The 24,208-nt window shown below is 54.9% G+C and carries 24 protein-coding genes; 14 read left to right on the forward strand and 10 right to left on the reverse strand.

The window, feature by feature from the left end; genetic code table 11:
- Positions 1 to 78: 78 nt before the first annotated feature.
- The 6 genes from EGT74_RS22625 to EGT74_RS22645 all read left to right on the forward strand — a co-directional run bounded on the left by EGT74_RS22625 (position 79) and on the right by EGT74_RS22645 (position 3,558).
- Entirely contained in the window at positions 79 to 639 is a 561-nt protein-coding gene (locus tag EGT74_RS22625; protein ID WP_123848803.1) for an RNA polymerase sigma factor, read from the forward strand.
- 10 nt (positions 640 to 649) lie between these two features.
- Positions 650 to 1,003, forward strand: coding sequence for a hypothetical protein (locus tag EGT74_RS22630; protein ID WP_181954769.1), 354 nt, complete (start codon positions 650 to 652; stop codon positions 1,001 to 1,003).
- A gap of 32 nt (positions 1,004 to 1,035) precedes the next feature.
- The gene (locus EGT74_RS22635) at positions 1,036 to 1,275 is read left to right on the forward strand and encodes a hypothetical protein (RefSeq protein WP_246008279.1); all 240 of its coding nucleotides are present in this window, start codon (positions 1,036 to 1,038) and stop codon (positions 1,273 to 1,275) included.
- A 27-nt stretch (positions 1,276 to 1,302) separates the two neighbouring features.
- Entirely contained in the window at positions 1,303 to 1,863 is a 561-nt protein-coding gene (locus EGT74_RS22640) for a DinB family protein (RefSeq protein WP_123848804.1), read from the forward strand.
- A gap of 169 nt (positions 1,864 to 2,032) precedes the next feature.
- A complete protein-coding gene (locus EGT74_RS26970) occupies positions 2,033 to 2,536 on the forward strand; it encodes a hypothetical protein (protein ID WP_158618268.1) in 504 nt (167 codons plus the stop codon).
- Positions 2,537 to 2,553: 17 nt separating this feature from the next.
- On the forward strand, positions 2,554 to 3,558 hold the full coding sequence (locus EGT74_RS22645) for a patatin-like phospholipase family protein (RefSeq protein ID WP_158618269.1): 1,005 nt from the start codon (positions 2,554 to 2,556) through the stop codon (positions 3,556 to 3,558).
- 58 nt (positions 3,559 to 3,616) lie between these two features.
- On the opposite strand, the gene EGT74_RS22650 is transcribed toward EGT74_RS22645, so the two are convergent.
- The 7 genes from EGT74_RS22650 to EGT74_RS22680 all read right to left on the reverse strand — a co-directional run bounded on the left by EGT74_RS22650 (position 3,617) and on the right by EGT74_RS22680 (position 11,165).
- Positions 3,617 to 5,494: a M1 family metallopeptidase gene (locus tag EGT74_RS22650; protein WP_123848806.1), complete on the reverse strand. Its 1,878-nt coding sequence runs from the start codon at positions 5,492 to 5,494 to the stop codon at positions 3,617 to 3,619.
- Positions 5,495 to 5,668: 174 nt separating this feature from the next.
- The gene (locus EGT74_RS22655) at positions 5,669 to 6,343 is read right to left on the reverse strand and encodes a chitosanase (protein ID WP_123848807.1); all 675 of its coding nucleotides are present in this window, start codon (positions 6,341 to 6,343) and stop codon (positions 5,669 to 5,671) included.
- 20 nt (positions 6,344 to 6,363) lie between these two features.
- Positions 6,364 to 7,497: a contractile injection system tape measure protein gene (locus EGT74_RS22660; RefSeq protein WP_123848808.1), complete on the reverse strand. Its 1,134-nt coding sequence runs from the start codon at positions 7,495 to 7,497 to the stop codon at positions 6,364 to 6,366.
- A gap of 268 nt (positions 7,498 to 7,765) precedes the next feature.
- Positions 7,766 to 8,440 (reverse strand): 16S rRNA (cytidine(1402)-2'-O)-methyltransferase, encoded by a 675-nt coding sequence (gene rsmI, locus EGT74_RS22665; protein ID WP_246008280.1) that lies wholly within the window; start codon positions 8,438 to 8,440, stop codon positions 7,766 to 7,768.
- 1 nt (position 8,441) lies between these two features.
- The gene (gene purS, locus EGT74_RS22670; RefSeq protein WP_123848809.1) at positions 8,442 to 8,687 is read right to left on the reverse strand and encodes a phosphoribosylformylglycinamidine synthase subunit PurS; all 246 of its coding nucleotides are present in this window, start codon (positions 8,685 to 8,687) and stop codon (positions 8,442 to 8,444) included.
- Between the two features lie 122 nt (positions 8,688 to 8,809).
- Positions 8,810 to 9,577, reverse strand: a complete 768-nt coding sequence (locus tag EGT74_RS22675; protein WP_123848810.1) for a CDP-alcohol phosphatidyltransferase family protein — start codon at positions 9,575 to 9,577, stop codon at positions 8,810 to 8,812.
- Between the two features lie 295 nt (positions 9,578 to 9,872).
- Positions 9,873 to 11,165, reverse strand: coding sequence for an aminopeptidase P N-terminal domain-containing protein (locus EGT74_RS22680; protein ID WP_123848811.1), 1,293 nt, complete (start codon positions 11,163 to 11,165; stop codon positions 9,873 to 9,875).
- A gap of 288 nt (positions 11,166 to 11,453) precedes the next feature.
- On the opposite strand from EGT74_RS22680, the gene pckA reads away from it, so the two are divergent.
- The 4 genes from pckA (at position 11,454) to EGT74_RS22700 (ending at position 17,021) form a co-directional block, all read left to right on the forward strand.
- Positions 11,454 to 13,055 (forward strand): phosphoenolpyruvate carboxykinase (ATP), encoded by a 1,602-nt coding sequence (gene pckA / locus EGT74_RS22685; RefSeq protein ID WP_123848812.1) that lies wholly within the window; start codon positions 11,454 to 11,456, stop codon positions 13,053 to 13,055.
- Positions 13,056 to 13,270: 215 nt separating this feature from the next.
- A complete protein-coding gene (folD, locus tag EGT74_RS22690) occupies positions 13,271 to 14,158 on the forward strand; it encodes a bifunctional methylenetetrahydrofolate dehydrogenase/methenyltetrahydrofolate cyclohydrolase FolD (protein WP_123848813.1) in 888 nt (295 codons plus the stop codon).
- A gap of 21 nt (positions 14,159 to 14,179) precedes the next feature.
- Positions 14,180 to 14,800, forward strand: a complete 621-nt coding sequence (locus tag EGT74_RS22695) for a 7-carboxy-7-deazaguanine synthase QueE (RefSeq protein WP_246008281.1) — start codon at positions 14,180 to 14,182, stop codon at positions 14,798 to 14,800.
- Positions 14,801 to 15,149: 349 nt separating this feature from the next.
- Complete coding sequence (locus EGT74_RS22700) at positions 15,150 to 17,021, forward strand: OmpA family protein (RefSeq protein WP_123848814.1); 1,872 nt, start codon at positions 15,150 to 15,152, stop codon at positions 17,019 to 17,021.
- Between the two features lie 59 nt (positions 17,022 to 17,080).
- Here EGT74_RS22700 and EGT74_RS22705 read toward each other — a convergent pair whose 3' ends face one another.
- The 3 genes from EGT74_RS22705 to EGT74_RS22715 are packed head-to-tail and all read right to left on the reverse strand — an operon-like array spanning position 17,081 to position 18,985.
- Complete coding sequence (locus EGT74_RS22705; protein ID WP_123848815.1) at positions 17,081 to 17,890, reverse strand: hypothetical protein; 810 nt, start codon at positions 17,888 to 17,890, stop codon at positions 17,081 to 17,083.
- 53 nt (positions 17,891 to 17,943) lie between these two features.
- Positions 17,944 to 18,174, reverse strand: a complete 231-nt coding sequence (locus EGT74_RS22710; RefSeq protein WP_123848816.1) for a hypothetical protein — start codon at positions 18,172 to 18,174, stop codon at positions 17,944 to 17,946.
- 28 nt (positions 18,175 to 18,202) lie between these two features.
- A complete protein-coding gene (locus EGT74_RS22715) occupies positions 18,203 to 18,985 on the reverse strand; it encodes a 5'-nucleotidase, lipoprotein e(P4) family (protein WP_123848817.1) in 783 nt (260 codons plus the stop codon).
- Positions 18,986 to 19,052: 67 nt separating this feature from the next.
- Here EGT74_RS22715 and dprA point away from each other — a divergent pair, with 67 nt between their 5' ends.
- The 4 genes from dprA to EGT74_RS22735 all read left to right on the forward strand — a co-directional run bounded on the left by dprA (position 19,053) and on the right by EGT74_RS22735 (position 24,198).
- Complete coding sequence (gene dprA / locus EGT74_RS22720) at positions 19,053 to 20,159, forward strand: DNA-processing protein DprA (protein ID WP_123848818.1); 1,107 nt, start codon at positions 19,053 to 19,055, stop codon at positions 20,157 to 20,159.
- A 79-nt stretch (positions 20,160 to 20,238) separates the two neighbouring features.
- Positions 20,239 to 21,720, forward strand: a complete 1,482-nt coding sequence (gene guaB / locus EGT74_RS22725; protein ID WP_123848819.1) for an IMP dehydrogenase — start codon at positions 20,239 to 20,241, stop codon at positions 21,718 to 21,720.
- Positions 21,721 to 21,806: 86 nt separating this feature from the next.
- Positions 21,807 to 23,408, forward strand: a complete 1,602-nt coding sequence (gene lnt, locus EGT74_RS22730; RefSeq protein ID WP_123848820.1) for an apolipoprotein N-acyltransferase — start codon at positions 21,807 to 21,809, stop codon at positions 23,406 to 23,408.
- The gene (locus EGT74_RS22735) at positions 23,392 to 24,198 is read left to right on the forward strand and encodes an alpha/beta fold hydrolase (protein WP_123848821.1); all 807 of its coding nucleotides are present in this window, start codon (positions 23,392 to 23,394) and stop codon (positions 24,196 to 24,198) included. Before lnt ends, EGT74_RS22735 begins: the two co-directional genes overlap by 17 nt.
- Positions 24,199 to 24,208 lie beyond the last annotated feature (10 nt).

A 24,208-nucleotide genomic window follows, 5' to 3' on the forward strand; every position in this document is an offset into this window, starting at 1 on the left:
TTCAATTTTACAAAATATGCCCCTACTTCGTTCGTCTACCTATGTAAGATGAACGAGTGGCTTTCCATAAAAAAACCCATGGCAGCGGAACAAAACGAGCGCATACAACGCACGGTAGAAAAAGAACGCAAGCGGTTACTGAACTTTATCCGTAAACGGGTAGACAATGTGGCCGATGCGGAAGACATTCTGCAGGATGTGTTTGTGCAGTTCACCCAATACCTGCGCGTGGGTTCGGATATCGACTCCCTGACCGGCTGGCTGTTTGCCGTTGCGCGTAACCGCATAACAGACTGGTTCCGGAAAAAGAAGGAAGACAGGTTTTCGGATACAGCCCTGACTTCCGCCGAAGGCGACGGGCCGCTCTATCTCTCAGATATATTGCCAGACGCCGGTTCCCAAACGGACGAGCCCATGCTCCGCAAGGTGATGCTCGAAACGATCATGGAAGCGGTAGACGAACTGCCGGAGGAACAACGGTTCGTGTTTTTGCAACACGAGGTGGAAGGCCGTTCTTTCAAGGAGTTAGCTGCTGCCACGGGCGTGCCGGTGAACACATTGCTTTCCCGCAAACGCTATGCTGTATTGGCTTTGCGAGAAAGCCTGGCAAGTCTGTACAAAGAATTAATGAACGATTAAAAGTATGAAAATGAAAAAGGTTTGGAAAATACTGTGCATCGTAGTGATGGTACCCGCTTTTATCGCGCTGGTGGGTTTTGTGACCATGTCCCTGTGGAACTGGCTGGTACCCTCACTGTTCGCAGGCCCCCTCATCACATTCTGGCAGGCCCTCGGGTTGCTGGTGCTTTCAAGGATACTGATCGGTTTCCCGAAAGGCGGCGGCGAACGCGGCTGGTCCCGCAAAAAACGGATGTGGAAAGAAAAGATGCAAGCCAAAATGGAACACCTGTCCCCGGAAGAAAAAGAAAAAATGAAAGACGCCTTCAGCCGCTGCATGTCGGGCCCCTGGGGCCGCAAGGCGCAGAAGGACGAACAGGAATAGAGGAATAACGCTCACATTTTTAACCTGACTGTATGCAACCCTCCTTCAACACCAGTGCTGTTATGATCGGTATCTTCAAAACCAATATCAGCACCTACCGCGAGCGGAAGCTCATTATTGACGCAATTTGTAATAACTTTGAGGTGACGTCCTGCCATGTTGATATTGAAGATTGTGATAAAGTGTTACGCATCGTAGACCTGAAAGTAGATGAACGCTCCATTATCAGCTTCGTCAAACAACAGGGCTTCCACTGCGAAGTACTGGAATGATTTTTAACGGAGATTAACCATGACCATATGAACAAGCAAGCTATAAAGACCCTGTTGGAGACCAGTTTCACGGAATTTTCCGCTTTTACGGATACTTTATCCGATCACCGGTTTGTTGTTTCGCCCGAAGGAAAATGGTCGGCGGGGCAGCAGATGGACCATCTCATCCGCAGCGCCAAACCCGTCAATACCGCCCTGGGCATGCCCAAACTGTTTCTCCGCTTTTTCGGCCGCTCTGTGGGTCGCTCCCGGAGTTACGACCAAATCCGCGATACTTACCGCGCCGTGCTGACGAAAGGCGGTGTGGCCACCCGGCCCTATATTCCGCCGGTAACGGAAGCGGAAGAAAGAGTGCCGCTGGCGCAGCAGTTCCTGCTGCAGAAAGACAAGATGGTCGTTTTACTGGATAAGTGGACGGAGGAAGAACTGGACAGGTACCAGGTGCCTCATCCCCTGCTGGGCAAACTGACCGTGCGCGAAGTGCTGTATTTTACGGCCTATCACAACCGCCACCACCTCGTTACGCTGCAGCAGCGCGAAGAACTGAATCAACCGTGGGCCAGCCAGCTGGAACGGACGATATTCTAAATTGCATAACTTCCTGAGGAGCGGGCGCCGGTGGCGCCCGTTTTTTTTGCCATTAAATTCGTAACTTCCATTACTTCTATAACCCCAGGGCTGCGGCAAGCCACCCCAAAAACGAACCGTCTTCCGCCGCCCCACAATTGTTGATTCCATGAAAAATAAACGGCAATTAATGTGCGTCGTTCTGCTGTTGCTGTATGCACCCGTCCGCAGCCTGGCGCAAAGCGAATTTGCGAAGGGATGGATTTTCCCGCTCGAGTTAGGACAGGGCGCGGTCACCGCCTTCAACCAGTCGCCCGACCTCTATCTCGCCACCCTGGCGTTTTCCCCGCAGATAACGGTAGTGCCGGGCAAATTGCGTGTAGGCCTCACCGGGGGCGGCGCGTTTTACGCCAAACGTATTTACGGCTTCGGCGGCGGCAGGGCCTCCCTGATGATCTGGGGCGGCCCCAAAGTGCTGGAAAGCTCCGTATTCAACGTGCAGCTGGTGGGCGAATACCTGTTCGGCACCAAAGACCAGCGGCTGGCGGGCGGCGGCCTGGCTGCCGAAATAGGCACCCTCGCCACGGTGGCCGTCAAAACCCACCGCGACTATGCGTTGAACAGCTGGTGGTTCCAGGCGAGCCTGGGCCTGCACCTATTCCGGAAAAAAGTGGCGCCGCCGCCATCGTTGTAAACCTTAAACCCATCCACATGCCCACAACTGCCTTGGTCATCAGCGGCGGCGGCTCCAAAGGGGCCTTTGCCGTAGGCGTGCTCAAATACATGGCCGCCACCCCGAAAATCAAATTCGATACGCTCTGCGGCACCAGCACCGGCTCGCTCATCGTGCCGCTGGCCGCTTTAGGGGAAATCAACCTGCTCGAAAAACTGTACACCACGCATAAAACCAGCGATATCATCACCACCGGCAACGTCATCGGCCGGTTTGCGGGAAAAGACACCTACTCCCTGTTCGACGCGCAGCCACTGAGCATCCTCATCAAAAACACGTACACGGAAGACATGTACCAGGCGCTGCTGCAAAGCCGGAAAGCGCTGTACCTCACCACCGTGTGCCTGCAAACGGGGCGCATCACCTATTTCACGAACAGCGACCAGCCCATGACGTCCTCCGATTACGATGTGATCCGCGTGCAGAACAGCAGCACGTTCCGCCGCGCCATGTTCGCCTCCTCATGCCAGCCCGTGTTCATGCCGCCTTACAGGGTGATCGAGCAGGAACGCTGGCAGTACGTCGACGGCGGCCTGCGGGAATACGCGCCCATTGAACTGGCCATCGATACAGGCGCCACGGAAGTATACGCCATCCTGCTGTCGCCGGAAACGCCGGCAGTCGACGATCATGAATTCAAAAGCCCGTTCGAGATATTGCAGCAGACGATGGACTGGTTCACGATGGACGTAGCCGTCAACGATCTGAAGATGCCGAAGTTCATCAACCGCAGCCTCGATTACCTGAAAGCGGTCAAAGCCAAAATGAAGGAAGCCGGCCTCAAACCCAAAGAGATCGACGCTTTTTTCGACATCCCGTTCGACAATCCGTTCATGGGCAAAAAGGATTTAAAGCTGCACATCATCCGGCCCGAAAAGCCCCTGAACGGCGGCCCCGGCGGCCTCACCTTCGACCCCGCAGAAATGAAAAAAATGGTGGCCTACGGTGAAGAAACGGCCCGGAAATATTTTGAAGGGCTGTAACGGCAGAGGGCCGTATCATTCCCTGATACAGCCCTCTGTCGTATAGTGCGTTGTATGTTTATCGCGCTACCGCTTTGTTATTCGACCGGTCAATATCCGCCAGCCGCAGGCTGGGATCTATTTCCAGGCTTTTCAGCTGCCCGATGGGCACATCGAGCATCAACGTGTAGGTGGGATGCGTCCAGCGCCAGCCGTCGTGCACGATGTATTGCTGCGCGGGGTTTTCGTTGGGTTTGCTACCGAACATCAGCGTGAGCGGAATGTTGTGCATTTCCTTCCTGCCATCGGCCAGCTCCACGGCCAGGTCTACGGGCATGGGGAACTGTCCTTCGCGGCGAAGGCGCACCGCGGTTTTGCCGTTCACTTCATACACGCTGTCGAGCGCATAATCGATGTGTTTGGTGGAGTTCATCATGTATTGCAGGTACCAGTCGAGCTGCAGGCCGCTTTCTTTTTCCATCACCCGGATAAAGTCCTTTGCGTTGGGATGTTTAAAACGCCAGTCTTTGTAATACCGCAGCAGCCCCGCATCGCGGTTGGCCGCACCGATCACGTAGCCCAGCTGTTCGAGGAACACGGCGCCTTTGGAATAGGCGTTGATGCTGTAGCCGTAATTGGTGTTGAAATGATCGGAATGGGTGCTCATCGGCTCTTCGAAGCCGCTTCTGATCAGCGCGAAATAAGAGCGGTAATTGCCTGCCTGGTGCCATTTTCCTTTCAGTGAATCAACGGTATTGCCGATGGTATTGTCTTCCGCGAAAGTCGTGAAACCCTCATCCATCCATGGGTACAGGCTTTCGTTGGTGGCCAGCATACCCTGGTACCAGCTGTGCATCCATTCGTGGATGGCTACGCCGTACAGTCCGTCCATTTTCCCGTTGCCCATGATCAGCGTGGCCATGGGATATTCCATGCCGCCGTCGCCGCCCTGGATAAAGGAATACTGTTTATACGGATAAGGCCCGTAGTGTTTCTTGATATAGGCGTAGGCGGTGGGGATCATCTCCGCCAGCTGCGGCCAGGTGGCGCGGGTGGTGTCGTTCTCGCGGTAAAAAAAGTGCGCGGTAAAATCGTCCACCTGTTTGGTGATGTGTTTGTATTCCGGATCGGCCGCCCACACAAAATCGTGCACGTTGGGCGCTGAAAACCGCCAGGTGAGCGTGTTCCCGGCCGGGCGGGTTACTTTGCTGCCTTTGGTTTCATAGCCGTATCCGATCTGCTGCGGGTTTTGCAGGTAGCCGGTAGCGGCGATCACATATTTTTTATCGATGGTGATGTTCACGTCGAAGTCGCCCCAGATGCCGTAAAACTCACGCGCGATATAGGGCGTGGGATGCCAGCCTTCGTAATCGTATTCGCACATTTTGGGGTACCACTGCGCCATCGAAAAGTCGATGCCTTCCTTATTGTGCCGGCCGCTGCGGCGGATCTGCACGGGTACCTGGGCTTCGAATTCCATATCGAACACCGCTTTGCTTTTGGGCAGTATCGGCTGGTCGAGGTCCACCACCAGGATGGTTTCTTCGGTGCGGTACGTCTGCTGGCGGCCGTCGCGCTTCAGCGATTTTATTTTCTGATAACCGGTTTCGTCGGGTTTGAGTTTTGAAATGCGATCCGTCACGCGGGCATCCCAGTCGTGTTTGTTATTCCCTTTGGCGTCTTTGCTGGAAACGATTTTCCCGAGCTCCTGGCTGCGCACGTCCATCATGCTGCCCGGCTGAAATGCGTTCCAGTACAGGTGGTAAAATACGCGGTAAAGGGTATCGGGCGAGTTGTTGGTGTACTCCAGCTGCTGTTTGCCGGTGAAGCGGTTGGTTTGCACATCCATCTGAATGTCCATGGTATACTTCACACGTTGCTGCCATCTGTCGGTCTGTGCCAGGGCCCCGGTTGTTCCCAGCATCAGGAAGATGACCGGGAATAATGATCTTCTCATACTCAGATTGTTGGTATAAGGCGCGAAAATAATGAATTTAAACGGAGGGTATCCCTGATTTGGGATGTGCGGTGGTACGAATAAAGGCCTGCCGGCGCCCCGATTGTTCTCATGTCCATTGCTGTTCAGGCCGGCAGGCGGGTTTTTCCCTCTGCATACCAGGCGTATAGCCGGTTATGCGATGGTGATGCCCTGCGTGGTGACGGGGGCAGACAGGTCCCAGTTATCTTTCTGGGCCTGTGTTAAAAATGTTTTGGTGCGGTATACGGTAGGATGCAATATTTTCCGGGGATGATTGGCCAGCCAGTGCTGACGGGCTTTCGTATAGGCCAGTATCCAGCTTTTTTCGTCGCCGCCCCGCAACGGTGTGCGTTCCGGGAACCGGGAACGGAGAAAGGGCGGAATGGAGCCGGAGTGGATATAACTGTCGTAAATGACGAGCAGGCTCAGCGGCAGCTCGAATTTTTCCGCTTCGAAGAAGTGCAGCGCCGGCTGGAAGTAGAGGATCTCGAATGTTTCGTCCTGCGCCTGGCGCATCAGCGGGTCCTGGCGCGCACTGTCTTTCAGCAGTTTGATGAAGTTCCTGTCGTTGACGAGCGATGTGCGCCCCACACGGTCCATGTACGGCGCAAAATCTGCTGCGAAGCTGCCGCCGAGGTCGATGTAGCGCTGCAGCAGATTGCGGAGGTTGCCCTGCTCGGTGGTCTGGCTGCGGCCATACGTGATCTGGCGGCTGCCGCCTCTTCCGTCCGGCAGTATTACGACCGCATCGTACCGGCCGTCTGCGCTGCCTGTTTCGAAAACATTGACGATACGCAGGATTTTTCGTTTGATTTCACTGGTAATCATAAGTAAACATTTTGGGGATTTTATGGTGTCCATTGCACGGTAAGCAATTGTCGCATCCAGGGCAGCCTCACAGGATCCGAACCGGGCGGATTCCCCGCCGTTTGCCGGTTTATCTGTAAACGCCAGGCATCATGGCTGTATTGCAGGCGGCCCTCCCGTTGCAGCCAGCCGCTGCGTAATCCGTCGCGGTGCATGCCGTATAATGCCGCCGCTTCATCGAGTGAAGTGAGGGCGCATTGTTTTTCCGCCGCGGTGAGCTGCACATCTTTTTCCACGGGAGCGTCCAGCGGCAGGCCGCATAGCAGTTTGTGCAGCGCCATATTATATTCCGGCGTCTGTTCGGCGCCGCCGGCCATAAACTCCAGCAGGTGCAGGGCCCTGGCATGAAAGTCCCGCTGCAAGGCGGCAGCCGGTTCCAGCCAGTTCAGCCTGCCAAACAGCGACGGCAGTTGGTGTTGCAGCAGTACGAGGCCCGCCTGTTTCACCTGGAGTGGCTCATCGATGTCGAGGTTGGGAGATGATGCGGGAGGGGTGATTATTTTGCGGGGCACGGGCGCCGGAAAGCCCTGCAGTACTTCAGGAAAGGAGATGCCGTCGAGCAATTTACTGCTGGAGATGGTGATGTCGGCCTGCATCCAGTTGCGCCACTTTTCGCGGATACGGTCTTTCAGCCGCAACGGCCCGCCGCCTGCCATGAGGGCGCCGAAAAGGGCGTCCCAGTAGATGCAGCGCAGGTGGTTTTGAGCGGTCGCAGCCTGTTCGGAGAACCGCTGCAGCAGGCCGCCTTCCGCGGCGATGGCCGCTTTTCCCGCGGCATCGCCAAACACGGCGCGCAGTACCGCCTGTTGTGTGGCGGAGGAGCATTGCTGCACCCAGCGCTGGATATTCAGCCGGTTGGCCGCCCAGGCTTTCGCCCATTTGTGGCGGCACAGCGCTTCGTGCCGCTGCACTGCGCCGATGATATTTTCTTCGAGGGTAGCGGGCGTTTCCTGCTGCATCCACCAGGGAATCAAACCATACTGCATAAAAAAGAACCAGGCGTACTGGTAAATTTCATCCACAGAACAAAGACCCCATTGCTGATCCTGCTCGGTTTCAGGGTACAGCCCGTTTTCATGCTCCTGTTGTGGCGATGCGCTGTTCCAAACTTCCATAAAGTATTTATTTTGACTGCCTCTCCTGGGTTGCGGGCAGCAGTTTTAAGAATCCGTGCGTGTACGGCCGGCGGAAATGCCATTCATTGTGCGTCTGTTACCTGCGCTCCAATAGCTGTAAGACACCAGATGCCTGAGTTTATTTTGGGGTCGCATCTTTTTACGGTATCCTGGGGTTGAATGAAGTAGGCGGTCTTTTGTTCTTCTTTTCCGGGGCTGTACTATTATGTAATATTAGTCATAATTCCGAACATGACAAAGCGCCGGGTCAGGCGTTTTTCCCTTCCACGATCATTACGATCTCCCCTTTCACGCCTTTTTCCGCAAAATAGTCGCGTACTTCCTGCAGGGAGCCTCTTTTATTTTCTTCGAACATTTTGGTAAGCTCGCGGGAAACGCAGCAGGGCCTGTCTGCGCCGAAATAGGTGATAAAGTCTTCCAGTGTTTTGACGAGGCGGTGGGGCGATTCATAAAACACCATGGTGCGGTCTTCTTCGGCCAGGCGGGTTAACAGGGTGTGGCGGCCTTTTTTGGGGGGCAGAAAACCTTCGAAAGCAAAGCGGTTCATGGGGATGCCGCTGTTGACGAGCGCCGGCACGAAGGCCGTTGCGCCGGGTAAACATTCCACCGGTACGCCGGCGCGGATGCATTCGCGCACCAGCAGGAAACCCGGGTCTGAAACACCCGGCGTGCCTGCATCCGTCAGGAGGGCCATCTGTTTGCCAGCCTGCAGCTGCTGTACCAGGTGCTGCAACACCTTATGCTCGTTGTGCTGATGATAAGGTGTTACAGGCCTCGTAATGCCATAGTGCTTCAGCAGTACACCCGAGGTACGGGTATCTTCCGCCAGCACCAGCTCCACCGTTTCCAGCACTTTTACGGCCCTGTAGGTCATATCCGCCAGGTTTCCGATGGGTGAAGGAATGATGAAGAGTTTGGACAAATTATTGGATATTAACTTCGTAAAATTCCATTACCTGGTTGGCCAGCAGTTTCTGGCAGGCATTTTCAGCAATGTGCTGCGCCTCTTCTTTGGAACCTGCCTCGATCTGCAGGGTAATGTGTTTGCCTACACGTACATCGTGTACATTTCCAAGGCCGAGGTTCTTTAACCCGCCCAATACGGCTTTACCCTGGGGATCCAGCAGTTCTTTCAGCGGCATCACGTTGATATGTGCAGTAAATGTCATTTGTCTCGAAAATTTTGACGCAAACCTAAGGAATAAATCAGGAATTACGAAATGCACCGCATCCGTAGATTCCTTTGAAATACAATACAGTAATGAATATCACCCTATTTGGATGCCTTATTTCAGGCCACGGAAATTTTCGGCGGCGCCAGCAGGGAAAGCCCCACATACACGATGAAGATAAACGGCACCACGGCGAACCCCAGCACGGGGATGCCGGCAAGGGTGAGCGCGATCAGCAGGAAGCGCGGCCAGTTGTCCTTCACGCTGAAATTCTTGAATTTGAGGCTGATCATGGGATGTGAGCTCACCATCAGGTAACAGAGCGCCGCAATGATGCCGTAAAGCACCCATACGTTTTCCAGCCAGTGCGCGAGGTTGAAGGGATTGTTGAGCATGATGAGCGGGAAAGACGCTACCAGGAAACCGACAGCCGGGGTGGGTACGCCGATGAAGTTCTCGGATTGCCGCGTATCGAGGTTGAACACCGCCAGCCGGTACGCCGCGAAACAGGGTACCAGCAATGCCGGGGCGAGGTTGAGATAAGACACGTCGAACACATCGGGCGTGCGCAAATAAGCGCTGCGGAGCAGGCGGAACAATATCATGCCCGGCACCACGCCGAACGACACCACGTCCGCCAGCGAATCCAGCTCCTTGCCGAGCGGCGACGATACTTTGAGCAGCCGCGCCACGAAACCGTCGAAAAAATCGATGATGCCGGCCAGCACCACCAGCCCTGACGCCCAGTAGATGGGCTCGGGATTCGTGACGGTGTATTCGGTGTTGTTGAATTCTGCGATGTATTCCGGCGCATGAAGGATAAAAATGATCGCGAGCGCGCCGCAAAAAAGATTGGACAGGGTAAGGATGTTCGGAATTTGTTTCATCAGCGTATTATTCGTCTTTTCAGTGGCCTGATGGAACTCTCACATGCGATTTGCTGTACCAGGCCGGTAAGCGTTTCATCAGTTTATCGTTCGTCTTTTCAATGGCCTGATGGAACTTACATATGCGATAGCAGCACCAGGCCGGCAAACGTTTCATCAGTTTATTGTTCGTCTTTTCAATGGCCTGATGGAACTTACATATGCGATTGCAGCACCAGGCCGGTAAACGTTTCATCAGTTTATCGTTAACACCGGAACCGGCCGCAATAGCCGGTTCCGGTGCCAATATACAGGATTATGCTTTCATCAGGGCTTCAATTTCTTCCGCGGTGATGGGGATGTTTTGCATCAAATCCACGTTTCCGCTTTTCTTCAGCCAGATATTGTTTTCAATCCGGACACCCATCTGCTCTTCTTCGATATAGATACCCGGCTCCACGGTCAGCACCGCGCCTTCGGGCAGCGGCTGGTGGAAAGAAGGCGCCAGGTCGTGCACATCCACGCCCAGGTGATGGGAAATACCATGGTAGAGATATTTACGGTAGGCAGGCGTCTCAGGGTCCTGGTTCTTGATATCGTTTTCCGTCAGCAGGCCGAGTTTCACAAACTCCTTACCGGCTTCCACGCCCACCATTTCGTGATATTTCGCAATGGTGACGCCGGGGGCCAGGATGGATTTGGCGTAGTTGTGCAGGTGCAGGCAGGCGTTGTACACCTGGCGCTGACGGTCGGTAAACCTGCCGTTCACCGGCACCGTGCGGGTAAGGTCCGCGTTATACCCGCCGTAAGCGGCGCCGAAGTCCATCAGGATCAGTTCGCCGTCTTTACACTCCTGGTTGTTGGACACATAGTGCAGCGTACGGGCCCTGTCGCCGGAAGCGAGGATGGAACTGTACGCTTCGCCGGTAGCGCGGTTGCGCAAAAATTCGTGCATGATCTCCGCATGGATTTCGTGCTCGAACACGCCGGGCTTGATGAAGGTCAACAGGCGGCGGAATGTTTTTTCCGTGATATCGATGGCCTGCTGGATGACTTTTATTTCCTGCTCCGTTTTTACGGCCCGCAGTTCTTTTAAAATGGGCGCGGAACGGAGATAGTTGTGCAGCGGATAGCGGGCGCGCAATTCTGTCGCGTACCGGTAGTCGCGCACGGGCACCAGGTTGGCCTTACGGTTGTTTTCGTTCGTGTTGAGATAGATGTTCTGCGCATCGTGGATCCAGGGCTGGAGCAGCGTGTCCAGGCTGTCGAGCCACACGATGGTCTGAATCCCTGAAATGGCCTGTGCTTCTTCGCGGCGGAGGCGGTGGCCGTCCCACTTCTCCTTCAGCTCGTTAGGGCGCACCAGCACCAGTACTTCGCGGTACTTGGGATCCGGGTTATCGGGGAACAATACCAGCATGGTATCTTCCTGGTCGATACCCGTGAGCCAGTACAAATCCGCATTCTGCTTAAAGGCATGCAATGCGTCGCCGTTGGTGGGCAACTCGTCGTTTGAATTGAATATGGCAATCGATCCCGGCTGCAGTTTAGCTTTGAAGCGCTCCCTGTTGTTGATAAAGAGCTGTTGGTCGAGCGGTAAATATTTCATCTGTTTCTGTTTTCAAAAAGTATGAGGGCTCAAACTTACCGGAAAATCACCAACCGGCAAAAACGCATCGCGGCGTTTCAAGCGGCGGAGCCGTTCGATAATTAACAAATAAATATTCCCGCGGTCCTTTGATTTTCCGGCAAATTGAAATCGAATGAATTAGATAATATCTAAAAACAACCCTCAAAACCATTGATTTTACAGGAAATTAAGTGGTGCAACATCCATAAAATTTGATAATATCAAAAAAAGCATAGATTTGCTCATACACCAAAACAATCTTTCTTTATGCAAATCAGCAGTGTAAGAGATACACTCAGAGAATTGCGGGATCTTGGCATAGAGAACATCGCCGATGTACATTACCAATTGCCGCCTGAGGAGTTAACAGCGCAGACACTGGCATTGCACCAGGGTTGCCAGACAGATACCGGCGCATTGATGGTCAATACCGGCGAGTTCACCGGCCGCTCCCCTAAAGACAAGTTTATCGTCAAAGACCAGCTCACCGCCAACTCCGTGAACTGGAACGATTTCAACCAACCATTTTCCGCAGAGCATTTCGAAAAGCTGTACCAGAAAATCACCCGCTACTTTACCGGCAAACCGGTGTGGGTGAGGGACTGCCAGGCCTGCGCCGACCCTGCCTACCGCGTCAATGTGCGCGTGATCACGGAAAGCCCCTGGGCCAGCCTTTTTGCATATAACATGTTTCTCCGGCCTTCTGAAGACGAGCTGGAGCACACGGAACCGGAATGGACGGTTATCCAGGCGCCCGGCTGCCATGCCGACCCTGCTGAAGACGGTACCCGCCAGCACAATTTTGCCGTGGTGAGCTTCACCCGCAAAATGATCCTCATCGGAGGCTCCGCCTATACCGGCGAAATCAAGAAAGGCGTCTTTACCATACTCAACTACCTCCTGCCGCACACGCAGAACGTATTGAGCATGCACTGCTCCGCCAACCTGGGGAAAGACGGCGACACGGCTGTTTTCTTCGGCCTCAGCGGCACCGGTAAAACCACCCTGAGCGCGGATCCGGAGCGTAAGCTGATCGGCGACGACGAACATGGCTGGACGGACAGCGGCGTTTTCAACTTTGAAGGCGGCTGTTATGCCAAAACCATCGACCTCAGCGCCGAAAAGGAGCCGCAGATATTCCAGGCCATCCGCGAAGGCGCGCTGCTGGAGAATACGGTTTTCTTCCCCGGTACCAGCAATGTGAATTATGCAGACAAGAGCATCACCGAAAACACCCGTGTGAGCTACCCGCTGCATTACATCGATAACGCCCTGGAGCCTTCCATCGGCGGCATCCCGAAAAACATCTTTTTCCTGACCTGCGACGCGTACGGCGTGTTGCCGCCCATCTCCCGCCTGAGCCCCGGCCAGGCCATGTACCAGTTCATTTCCGGTTATACTGCGAAAGTAGCCGGTACGGAAGCGGGCGTAACAGAGCCGAAATCCACGTTCAGCGCCTGTTTCGGCGCACCCTTCCTCCCCCTCCACCCTGCCCGTTACGCGCAGATGCTCGGGGACAGGATGCGGGCGCACCAGGTGAACATCTGGCTGATCAACACCGGCTGGACCGGCGGCGCTTACGGCACCGGCCACCGCATCAAACTCAGCTACACCCGCGCCATGATCAGCGCCGCACTGAAAGGAGAGCTCGATAAGGTAGCGTACAAAAACCACGAAGTGTTCGGCGTGGCCATCCCGGAAAGTTGCCCCGGCGTGCCCGACGAACTGCTCGACCCGCGCAACACCTGGGCCGACGCCGCTGCGTACGACGCCCAGGCGAAAGACCTTGCCGGGCAATTCGTGAAGAATTTCGAGAAGTATGCCGCACAGGCCGGGGAAGAAATCCTGGCCGCAGCGCCGAAAGTGTAAGATGCGATTTATTACGGCTATCGTTATTCAATATGTAAACCGTTTGCCTTTATACCTCCCGCGGTTTGACCGCGGACATCCTTCCGGGGATTTCCATCGTCAAAACTTCGTGTGTTCCTTTTAAATTCCAACGTTCATTTATCAATTTGGTTTGACGGGGTTGCCTTTGGCCAGGCAACCCCTTTCCATTCCCCGATTTTTCTTTACCTTTGCGCATGCAAATTTTAGACGGCAAACACGTATCCCAGGCAATTAAAGACCAGCTGGCAACCCAGGTGGCTGAATTAAAAGCGCAGGGCAAAAAAATCCCTCACCTGGCCGCCATCCTCGTAGGCAACAGCGGCGCCAGCGAAACCTATGTGGCCAGCAAGGTTAAATCCTGCGCCGAAATTGGCTACAACTCCACCCTGCTGCGTTTTGAGGACACCATTTCCGAAAAGCACCTGCTGGATCACATCAACATGCTGAACGAAAACACCGACATCGACGGCATTCTCGTACAGCTGCCGCTTCCCAAACACATCAACGAAGAGCTGGTCATCAATACCATCGACCCCAGCAAAGACGTGGACGGCTTCCATCCCATGAATGTGGGCAAAATGGTGAGCGGTCTCCCTACTTTCATACCCGCCACGCCCTACGGCATCATGCTGATGCTGGAGCATTATAACATCGACACCAAAGGCAAACATGCCGTGGTGATAGGCCGCAGCCATATCGTGGGCACGCCCATCAGCATCCTGCTCAGCCGCAACACCAATCCCGGCAACTGCACCGTTACCCTTTGCCACTCCCACACCAAAAACCTGGCGGAGATCTGCAAACAGGCCGATATTGTGGTAGCCGCCATCGGCAGGCCCAATTTCGTGACCGCTGATATGGTGAAGGAAGGAGCCGTGGTGATCGACGTAGGTATCAACCGCATCGCGGACGCTTCCAAAAAGAGCGGCTTCCGCCTCGTGGGAGATGTGGACTTTAACGCCGTGGCGCCCCTTTGCAGCTACATCACCCCCGTTCCGGGAGGTGTGGGCCCCATGACCATCGCCGCATTGCTGAAAAACACCTACCACGCCGCCACCGGCCAGCGCGGGCACCAGAACTAATTAATCAGTTACCTTTGTACCATGCAAAGCACCGCTTTACATACCGCTACTTTACCCGTGATGGAATCTTTTTACACCCTGCAGGGCGAAGGATTCCATCAGGGGAAAGCCGCGTACTTCATCCGCCTCGGCGGCTGTGACGTAGGCTGCGTATGGTGCGATGTGAAAGAAAGCTGGGATGCGGACAAACATCCGCAGCTGGCCATCCCGGATATGGTACGGGAAGCAGCCGCCAACCCCGGCCGGATCGTCGTGATCACCGGCGGCGAGCCCCTGATGCACGATCTCACCGTCCTTACCCAGGCCCTGCACAAAGCCGGTTTCCGGAATCATATCGAAACGTCCGGCTCTTCTCCCCTGAGCGGCAGCTGGGACTGGATTACCCTTTCCCCGAAAAAATTCAAGGCGCCCCTCCCCGAAATCTGCGCCAAAGCCCACGAACTGAAAATCGTGGTCTACAATAAATCCGATTTTGCCTGGGCGGAGAAATACGCCGCCCTGGTGGGCAAACAGTGCAAACTGTACCTCCAGCCCGAATGGAGCCGCGCCGCGGAAATGACGCCCTTTATCATCGATTACGTAAAGGAGAACCCCCAATGGCAGATTTCCCTGCAAATCCATAAGTATATCAACGTTCCTTAAAACAGTCCGCCTCTACGGTTGTGCGAAAATGCTGTGAGCCATTCATCATCCTAGGGTATTCTTAGGGTTATTATAGGGTTATCATTGGTTTTTTAATTTAAAAAGCCTAAGATAACCCCAGGAATACCCTATTTTTATTCTATGATGCTGCTATTCTGCGTAAGACGTCATTAATTCCGCTTCATCATGGCAATCAATGAGCCTGACGCCCGAACCACAAGCATCCCGGTCGTCCCGGGCGCCGGGGCTATCAGCAGGCTCAAACCCGGATTAAGGACTACCTTATATTACAATTCATTATAATTCCCATACCGGAAACCCTTATTTTTCCGTTATTTAGGGACTTGCTATGAAACACATCCTGTTATGCTGCTGCTGCCTTTTCAGTCTCGGGCTGATGGCGCAAAAAACCGACAAGGCCGACAAAAAGGCGAATGAGCTGTTTGAACGGTCGCTCGAATCGATGCGCGTATATAAGTACGATGAAGCGATCCAATTCCTTCAGGAAGCGCTGAAGGTGAAGCCCAACTATCCGGACGCCTACGGGCAGATGGGGCTCACCTATGTGGCCAAGAAAAACTATAAGGAAGCGATCACAGCGTTTAAGAAACTGCTGGAAATCGACCCGGACGGCATCCGTTTCATCCGCTTTTCGTACGCCAAGGCGCTGGCGGGCAACGGCCAGTTCGCGGACGCCCTGCGCATGGCCGACGAACAGCTGGCCGCCTCCAAGAATCCGTCTGTGGAGCTGAGGGCCTTTAAGAAAAACATGGAGTACGCCCTCACCACCAAGCCGGTGCCGTTCGAGCCCAAAAACCTCGGCAATCAAATCAACTCCCCCGACGCGGAGTATTTTCCCTCTCTTACCATCGACGGTAAAACGCTCGTGTATACGCGACGCGTGGGCGGCCGGAACGAAGACTTCTTTGTGTCCGAAAGAGACAGCCTGCAATGGCTGGCCGCCAAAGACATGGGTGAGCCCGTAAACTCCGAGTTCAACGAAGGCGCGCAGAACATTTCGCAGGACGGGGAAATGCTCGTGTTCACCGGCTGCGACTTCCCGGGCGGGCGGGGCAGCTGCGACATCTACTTTTCCGTTAAAACCGCCAACGGCTGGCTGGCGCCCCGCAGCATCGGAACTGCCATCAACACCGAACTGTGGGAATCGCAGCCCTGCCTTTCTCCGGATAAACAAACACTTTATTTCACCCGCGAAACATCCGACGCCGGCGCCGATATTTTTGTGAGCCGCCGGGGCCCGGACGGGCGCTGGAGCCTGGCGGAACGCCTCGGTCCGAACATCAATACGCCCGGCCGCGAAATGACACCCTTCCTGCACGCGGACGGCCAGACGCTGTTTTTCGCCTCCACGGGCCACCAGGGTTTCGGCGGGCTCGATATATTCTTTTCCCGCATGCAGCCCGACGGCAATTGGGGCCCCGCCATCAATCTCGGTTACCCGATCAATACCATCGATGAAGACGGCAGTCTTACCGTAGCCGCAGACGGCGTAACGGCTTACTTCGCCTCCGACCGTACAGACAGCAAAGGCTCGCTCGACATCTACAGTTTTGAACTGTACGAAAGCGCCCGCCCCCAGCCGACCCTCTACGTCAGAGGGTATGTGTACGACGCAAAAACCAACCAGCGCCTCGTAGCGGCCCTCGAGCTGACCGACCTGGCAACCAAACTAACGGTGGCGAACATACGCAGCAGCGAAAACGGCGAATACCTCGTTCCCTTGCCAACGGGCAAAGATTATGCGTTGTCGGTAAGCCGGAAAGGGTATCTCTTTTTCTCGGAGAATTTTTCACTGAAAGAAGTGAAGAAGGGGCAGCCTTACGAAAAGAACGTGCCCCTGCAGCCGCTGGAAGCCAACGCCGTGGTGGTGCTGCGGAACATCTTTTTCGCCAGCAAGGAATACACCTTGCAGCCCGCATCCACCACGGAGCTGGACAAACTCGTGGCGCTGCTGAAAAGCAATCCCACGATGCAGGCCGAGTTAAGCGGGCATACAGACAACGTGGGCAGCGACGCAGACAACCAGGCGCTGTCCGAAAACCGCGCGAAAGCCGTGGTAGCGTACCTGGTGCAACAGGGCATCGACGCCAAAAGATTGAAAGCAAAGGGCTATGGGGAAACGAAACCGGTTGACACGAATGATACGGAGGAAGGCCGTGCGCAGAACAGGCGTACGGAGTTGAAGGTGGTGAGTATGTAATAGCTTACAGATAATAAAAGAAGAAGGGAGGAAAAAAATGCTGTTCCTCCCTTCTTCTTTTATTTCGATAATTGTTTTTTCAGCGTGTCGATTTCCTTTTCCTGCTTCGCCAGTTTCTGTTGCTGGCTCTTCATCACTTTTTCCTGCGCAGTCATTTTTTTATTCATATCGATCATATAAAGCGTCAGCTCTTCGATTTTCTGAAGGAGCATGGCCTGATTGCCACCTACGTCCAGTCCCTGCTGCTGCACTTCCGAAGCCGGCGGCATTTCAGGGAGGTGTTTATGTTTTGCGATGAACCCTGCTACTTCTTCCAGGCTTTTCAATCTATACTCCGGCTGGAATACGAAATCGGGCCATTCTGATACGGTAACTTTTATTCTCCGCGTTTTTATATCACCGTTCACCGCTAATTTGTATCCGCTGCTCTGGCTGGTTCCAATGCAGAGGCCGCCGTATTCGTCCATAATGATTTTATTATGTTCAGCACCGCCGTTTGTTTTTGTGGTAAACACCAGTTTTCCGCCAATGAGGCCCGGATGGCTGGGAAGGTCTGCCTTTTCCGCCCAGATACCTGCCACCTGGCGGGGTGCGTCGGACTGGCCGGTGAGGTTGGAGAAAAATATCGCCCCTACCCGTTCTCCCGTGCCCAGGGCGCTGACAGGCCGGCCCAGTTCCAATACGGGCTGTTCGGCTGCCGCGATGCTTACCACTTTATCCTGCTGAGAATAGGTACGTGGATAATTTACCTGGTTCTGGTTGTAAAAGCTGCCGGGAACGAGCGTACCGAAGCCGATGTTACCATTGCGATCGACGATCATATGGGCATCGTCGGTATTATAGCCATACCCTCCCAGCATTACAGGCAATGCAACGCCGGTATTCTGATAGAACCCTTTTATCCATATGCCGACTTCATCGTTCAGGTCGTTGCCGCCCGGAGCAGTAGAAAGATAGCGCTCCGTTGCAGGCCCCAGTAACTGACGGCCTGATTGTTCAGGAAAGAGGTGGTCGTAGACATTGTTAACCCCAGCGGGTGCCCATATTGTGTCTGGACGTCGGGGGTTTGTGCGGCAATGCCGCTGGGCAGACCCTGGCTGCTCGCGCAATAACAGGTCAGCAATGCGTTAAGAAACAGGATGATTTTTTTCATAGTGAAGGGATTTTAACGCATCAAGATATCAAAATTCCCTGACCTGCTTTTTCAGCACGCTATCCGTTTGCTGCGGCGTGAGCCCGCGCGGCGCCAGGGCGCTGAGCCAGTCGCCGTACATCACGTTCGGCAGCACGATGAACCTTCCGCCGAATTCGTCACGCAACTGATCAACGGCGGCGCTTCTTTCCGCCGGCGATTTCCTGTAAAACACTTCCGCGAAGTCGCCGAGGTTATCGCCTACGAGCATGGCGATTTCAAATTTCCGGGCAACCACGGCACGGCGGGGCTCTTTATTGGAATTGCCGTCCGACAGGATGAGATGATCGTTGTCGGCAAACGGAAAACCCCAGCGCTGCAGGTTTTTCAGGGTAGCGGCCCTTTCTTTTTCGAGGCGGTTGGTGATGTAATAGATCGTGAACCCTTTCGCCGCGGCATCTTTGAAAAAAGACAGCGCGCCGGGCACGGTATCTGCCGCGGCGAGGGCCGTCCATTCTTCCCAGGCCTGCTGTGAATAAGGTTTTCCGGCTAAGGCGTTTTTGGCCGAGAAGGGGCTGTTGTCAAGAATGGTTTCGTCGATGTCCGTTACGATCGCCCGCGGGCGAAGGGTTTGCTGATGGCTCATCACTTCCACGCGCTGCGCCGCCACCTGGTATGCCTGCAGGCAGAGCGCTTTGTATTCCGCTGCGCGCTGCTGCCAGAGCGCTCCCCAGGCGGGGCCGGTGGCCGAAAAAGAAACGGCGGAAGTTGGTTGTGGCGTTTTGCAGGCGGTGAAAATGAGCAATCCTGCAAGCAGATATCTGATATACATAAGCGGAGGTATGTGCTGCAAACTTCGCCAAAAAAACGTACATTGAATGTACTTAAATTGTTAACCCATGCGCGATGAATTACACTACCGTATCGCATTGACCCTCATTCCGCAGGTAGGCGACGTAGTGGCGAAAGAGCTATTACGGCAACTCGGCACCGCCCGCGATATTTTCACGGCAAAGAGAAAACACCTCGAATGCATACCCGGTGTAGGCGTGCAGCGTGCGGCCGCCATCCGGCATTTCAATGCTTTCCACCTGGCCGATGCGGAAATCGGCTTCATGCAACGCAACGGCGTGCAGGCCGTGTTTTACACCGATGCGGCATACCCGAAGCGTTTGCAGCATTGTTACGACAGTCCCGTGATGCTTTATACCAAAGGGCAGCTTGATCTGCAGGCGGAAAAGATGCTGGGCGTTGTGGGCACACGCAAACCCACCGCATACGGCCTGGCCATCTGCGAACAGTTTGTATCCGCATTTACGCAGCATCATATCACCATCGTGAGCGGCATGGCCTACGGCATCGATATCGCCGCACACAAAACCGCCCTGCAATGCGGCCTCCCTACCATCGGCGTGCTGGCGCACGGGCTCGACAAACTGTACCCTTCCACACACGCCGCCACGGCGCGGCAGATGCAGGAAAACGGCGGGCTGCTCTCCGACTTCGGCAGCGGCACCAGACTCAGCAAACAGAACTTCCCCCGCCGTAACAGGATAGTGGCGGGGTTGTGCGATGCCACGCTGGTGATCGAAAGCGGTATCAAAGGCGGTTCCCTCATCACTGCCGATATTGCCGGCAGTTACAACCGCGATGTACTGGCGGTGCCGGGCCGCATCGGCGATCTGCGCTCCGAGGGCTGCCTCGAGCTGGTGCGGCGCAACAAGGCGGCGCTCGTGACCGGGCCGGACGACGTGCTCGACATGCTCGACTGGCGGCCGGCCGCTCCCAAAAGCGCCCCTGCCGTGCAGCGACGGCTGTTCCATCACCTCACGCCCGCCCTGCAGCATATTATGGAAACACTCGGCAGCGGCCACCTGCACATCGATGAAATCCAGCACCGCAGCGGAGTTCCGCAGCAGGAAATCTCCGGCGCCATGCTGCAGCTCGAAATGGAAGGGCTGGTACGCCCCATGCCCGGCAATACATATCAATTAATCTGCACATGAAAAATGAACTGCGCTGGTTACGTAAAATAGTCGTACATTTGCGTGCAATTATTTAGAAAACTGCCAAAATAATTGCAATATGCCTGCGGGAAAATCCAAACAGAAATTTGTAGCTGACGGTCTAACCTTCGACGATGTGTTGCTGGTACCAGCCTACTCAGAAGTGCTGCCCAGAGAAGTCAACATCACTTCCCAACTTACCAAGAACATCCGAATCAACATTCCCATGGTGTCTGCCGCGATGGACACTGTAACGGAAGCCAATCTGGCCATTGCGCTGGCGCGCGAGGGCGGTATCGGCATCCTGCACAAAAACATGAGCATTGAAAAACAGGCGGAGCTGGTAAGAAAGGTGAAACGTAGCGAAAGCGGCATGATCATCGATCCGCTCACGCTGAGCGCCGACTCCACCATCGGGCAGGCGCTGCGCATGATGCGGGAAAATGGCATTGGCGGTATTCCCATCGTGGATGGCGACAAAAAACTGATCGGCATCCTCACCAACCGCGATCTGCGGTTTGAAAAATCCAACACCAAAAGGCTCATCAGCGAGGTAATGACCGGCAAAGACAAGCTGGTAACCGCCCCGGAAGGGACCGACCTGAAAAAAGCCGAAAAAATACTCCAGCAGCACCGTATTGAGAAATTACCCGTAGTCAACAAACAGGGTAAACTGACCGGTTTGATCACTTACCGCGACATCCTGCAGCTGCAGAGTTATCCCATCTCCGCCAAAGACAATTTCGGCCGCCTGCTGGTAGGCGCCGCGCTCGGTATCACCGGCGACCTGCACGACAGGGCCGCTGCGTTGATCCATGTGGGTGTGGACGTGGTAACGCTCGACAGTGCGCATGGCCACTCCGTGCACGTACTGGAAGCGCTCCGCAAGCTGAAAAAATCATTCCCGAAATTGCAGGTGATCGGCGGCAACGTAGCCACCGCGGAAGGTGCGCTGGCGCTGGCCGCAGCAGGCGCGGACGCCGTTAAGGTAGGCGTAGGCCCCGGTTCCATCTGTACCACCCGCGTGGTGACAGGCGCAGGCTTCCCGCAGTTGTCCGCCATCATGAACGCCGCGCAGGCCCTGAAAAAATCAGGCATCCCCGTGATCGCAGACGGCGGCATCCGCTACACCGGCGACATGGTAAAAGCCCTCGTAGCAGGCGCTTCCACCATCATGGCCGGCTCCATTTTCGCAGGCGTGGAAGAAAGCCCCGGAGAAACCATTATCTACGAAGGCCGTAAATTCAAAAGCTACCGCGGGATGGGCTCCATCGAAGCGATGTCTGAAGGCAGCAAAGACCGTTATTTCCAGGACGTGGAAGCCGATATCAAAAAACTGGTGCCCGAAGGCATCGTAGGCCGCGTACCGTACAAAGGCAATTTGTCCGAAGTGGTGCAGCAGTTCGTAGGCGGTCTCCGCGCCGGTATGGGCTACTGTGGTGCGAAAGACATCAAGGCCCTGCAAGACGCGCAGTTCGTAAAAATCACATCCGCCACGGTGAAAGAAAACCACCCGCACGATGTGGTGATCACCAAAGAAGCGCCGAACTACAGCCGCTGATCAGCATACTATTAACAACATATTAAAAAGGGCATACCGCGCGCATACCTGCTCCGGATGCCCTTTTTTCTTTTTATTTTTGAACGATGAACCCTTTCCTCAGCAAGCGCGCGCCCCTGTTGCTCAGCATTCTGGCTGGCTGCACCATGTGGGCGGCCTGGCCCACATCTCCTCTTACCTTTCTGATTTTCGCAGGTTTTGTGCCCCTCCTGGCCATCGCCGACCGGGTAGAGCGAAGGGGTATTTTCTGGGGCCTGGTATATCTTGCGTTGTGGATATGGAACACCGGCACCACCTGGTGGGTAGGCAATACCCCCGTGCCGGCCAGCGGCGTTTTCGCCAACGCGTTTAATGCGCTGCTGATGAGCATCCCCCTGCTCGGCTTCAAAATCGCCAAAGAAAAGATGGGCCGCAACATGGCCTATTTTGCCCTGATCATCTACTGGCTCACCTTCGAATACATCCACCAGCAATGGGAACTGACCTGGCCATGGCTGACGCTCGGCAATGCATTCGCGATGCGGCCGGATTGGGTGCAGTGGTACGAATTCACCGGCACTACCGGCGGTTCGCTGTATGTGCTGCTCGCCAATATTTTAGTGTACGAAGCCATCCTGCAATACAAAAAAGCGCCCGGCTGGAAAGCAGCCTGGAAACCGTTGCTGTTCATCCTTTTGCCCATCGGCATCTCCCTGCTCGTCCGGCCCGCGGGGCAACAGGCGCCCGCCATCGGCGTAGTGGTGGTGCAGCCGAACATCGACCCGTACAATGAAAAGTTCACCACCGGTATGGCGCGGCAGCAGGTCGAAAAACTGCTCGCACTCACCCGCTCCAAAGCGGATGTCTCCACCCGGTACGCCATCTGGCCGGAAACCGCCCTTTTCCCGGAAGGCGCCTGGGAGCACGAGCTCAACCAGCAGCCGGAAGTGCAGCTCATCCGTGAATTTTTGCGTCAGTACCCGCAGTTGACCATCATTTCGGGCGCATCCACCTACAAAAAATACACCGGCAGCGACGACATCCCGGTTTCCGCCCGCACGACGTCGGACGGTACCGTCACCTACGATGCGTTTAATTCCACCATACAGATCGACACCTCCCTGAACGTGCAGGTATACCATAAGGTGAAGCTCGTGCCCGGCGTGGAAATCACCCCGTACATGAACTATCTCCCTTTCATGAAAAAACTGGCGCTGGATTTCGGCGGCATCACCGGCAGCTACGGCCTGACACCGGGCGTTCCCCTCTTCACGGCGGCGGGCGGCATGAAGGTTTTCGACGCTATCTGTTATGAGTCGGTTTACAGCGACCTGGTGGCGCAAAAAGTGCAGGCAGGCGCCAACTTCCTGGCCGTGAGCACCAACGATGGCTGGTGGGGCAACACCCAGGGCCACAAACAGCATATGCAATACGCCCGGCTCCGGGCCATCGAAACCCGCCGCTGGGTGGTCAGAAGCGCCAACACCGGCATTTCCTGCGCGATAGACGACCGGGGAAGGATACACGAATCACTGCCATACTGGGAAGAAGGCGTATTGAAAACAGCACTTGTTCCCGGCAGCAGGCAGACTTTCTATGTAAGATTCGTCGATTTCATTGCCAAAGCACCGTTGATCTTTTGTATATTGCTGCTGACATACACCATTGTTTTACGGGTAATACGCAGGAAGTATGTGGAAAACAATTAACAACGGAGGCCGCGACGGCGCTTACTGGACGGAAGGGGAAGGGAAAGCGGTTATTTTGATACATGGATTTGCGGAAGATCATTCCGTATGGGAACATCAGACTGCTTTTTTACGGAACCATTACCGCGTGCTGGTGCCCGATTTGCCGGGGACGGGCCGCTCCCAGCTCACCACGCCGCTCAGCATCGAAAGCATGGCGGAATTCATTTACGAGATACTGGTGGCCGAAGCCATCAGCCAGGTCACCCTCATCGGCCATTCGATGGGCGGTTATGTGGCCCTTGCTTTTGCGGAAAAATACCCTCACCTGCTGGAAGGTCTAGGCCTGTTCAGTTCTACGGCAAAGCCGGACAGTGAAGAGAAAAAAGAAGGCCGCCAGAAATCGATCCGGATGATCAGCCAGTACGGGCTTGAATCCTTTTTCAGGCAGATGCTCCCCAGCATGTTCGCCGCGGATTTCCGTACCCGGCAGGCGCCGATGATCGAAAACTATATCCAGCAGGCGCTGACCTCCGGCACCACCGAAGGCGCCATCGCCTATTACGAAGCCATGATGGCGCGCCCCGACCGTACGGAGGTGCTGAAGACCATCAAAGTGCCCGTTTTATTTTTTATCGGAAAAGAAGACCAGGCGGTGCCGGTCGACAATGCGTTATCGCAGGTAATCATGCCGGCCGTTGCCAGCATTCACCTGTTCGATCAGGTGGGGCATATGGGATTGCTCGAGGTATATGAAGAGAGCAACCTGATATTACACCATTTCGTTGCATTTTGCCAACATTCGTCGTAGCACTACAGAA

The sequence above is a fragment of the Chitinophaga lutea genome (assembly GCF_003813775.1).
GTDB classification, from domain to species: domain Bacteria; phylum Bacteroidota; class Bacteroidia; order Chitinophagales; family Chitinophagaceae; genus Chitinophaga; species Chitinophaga lutea.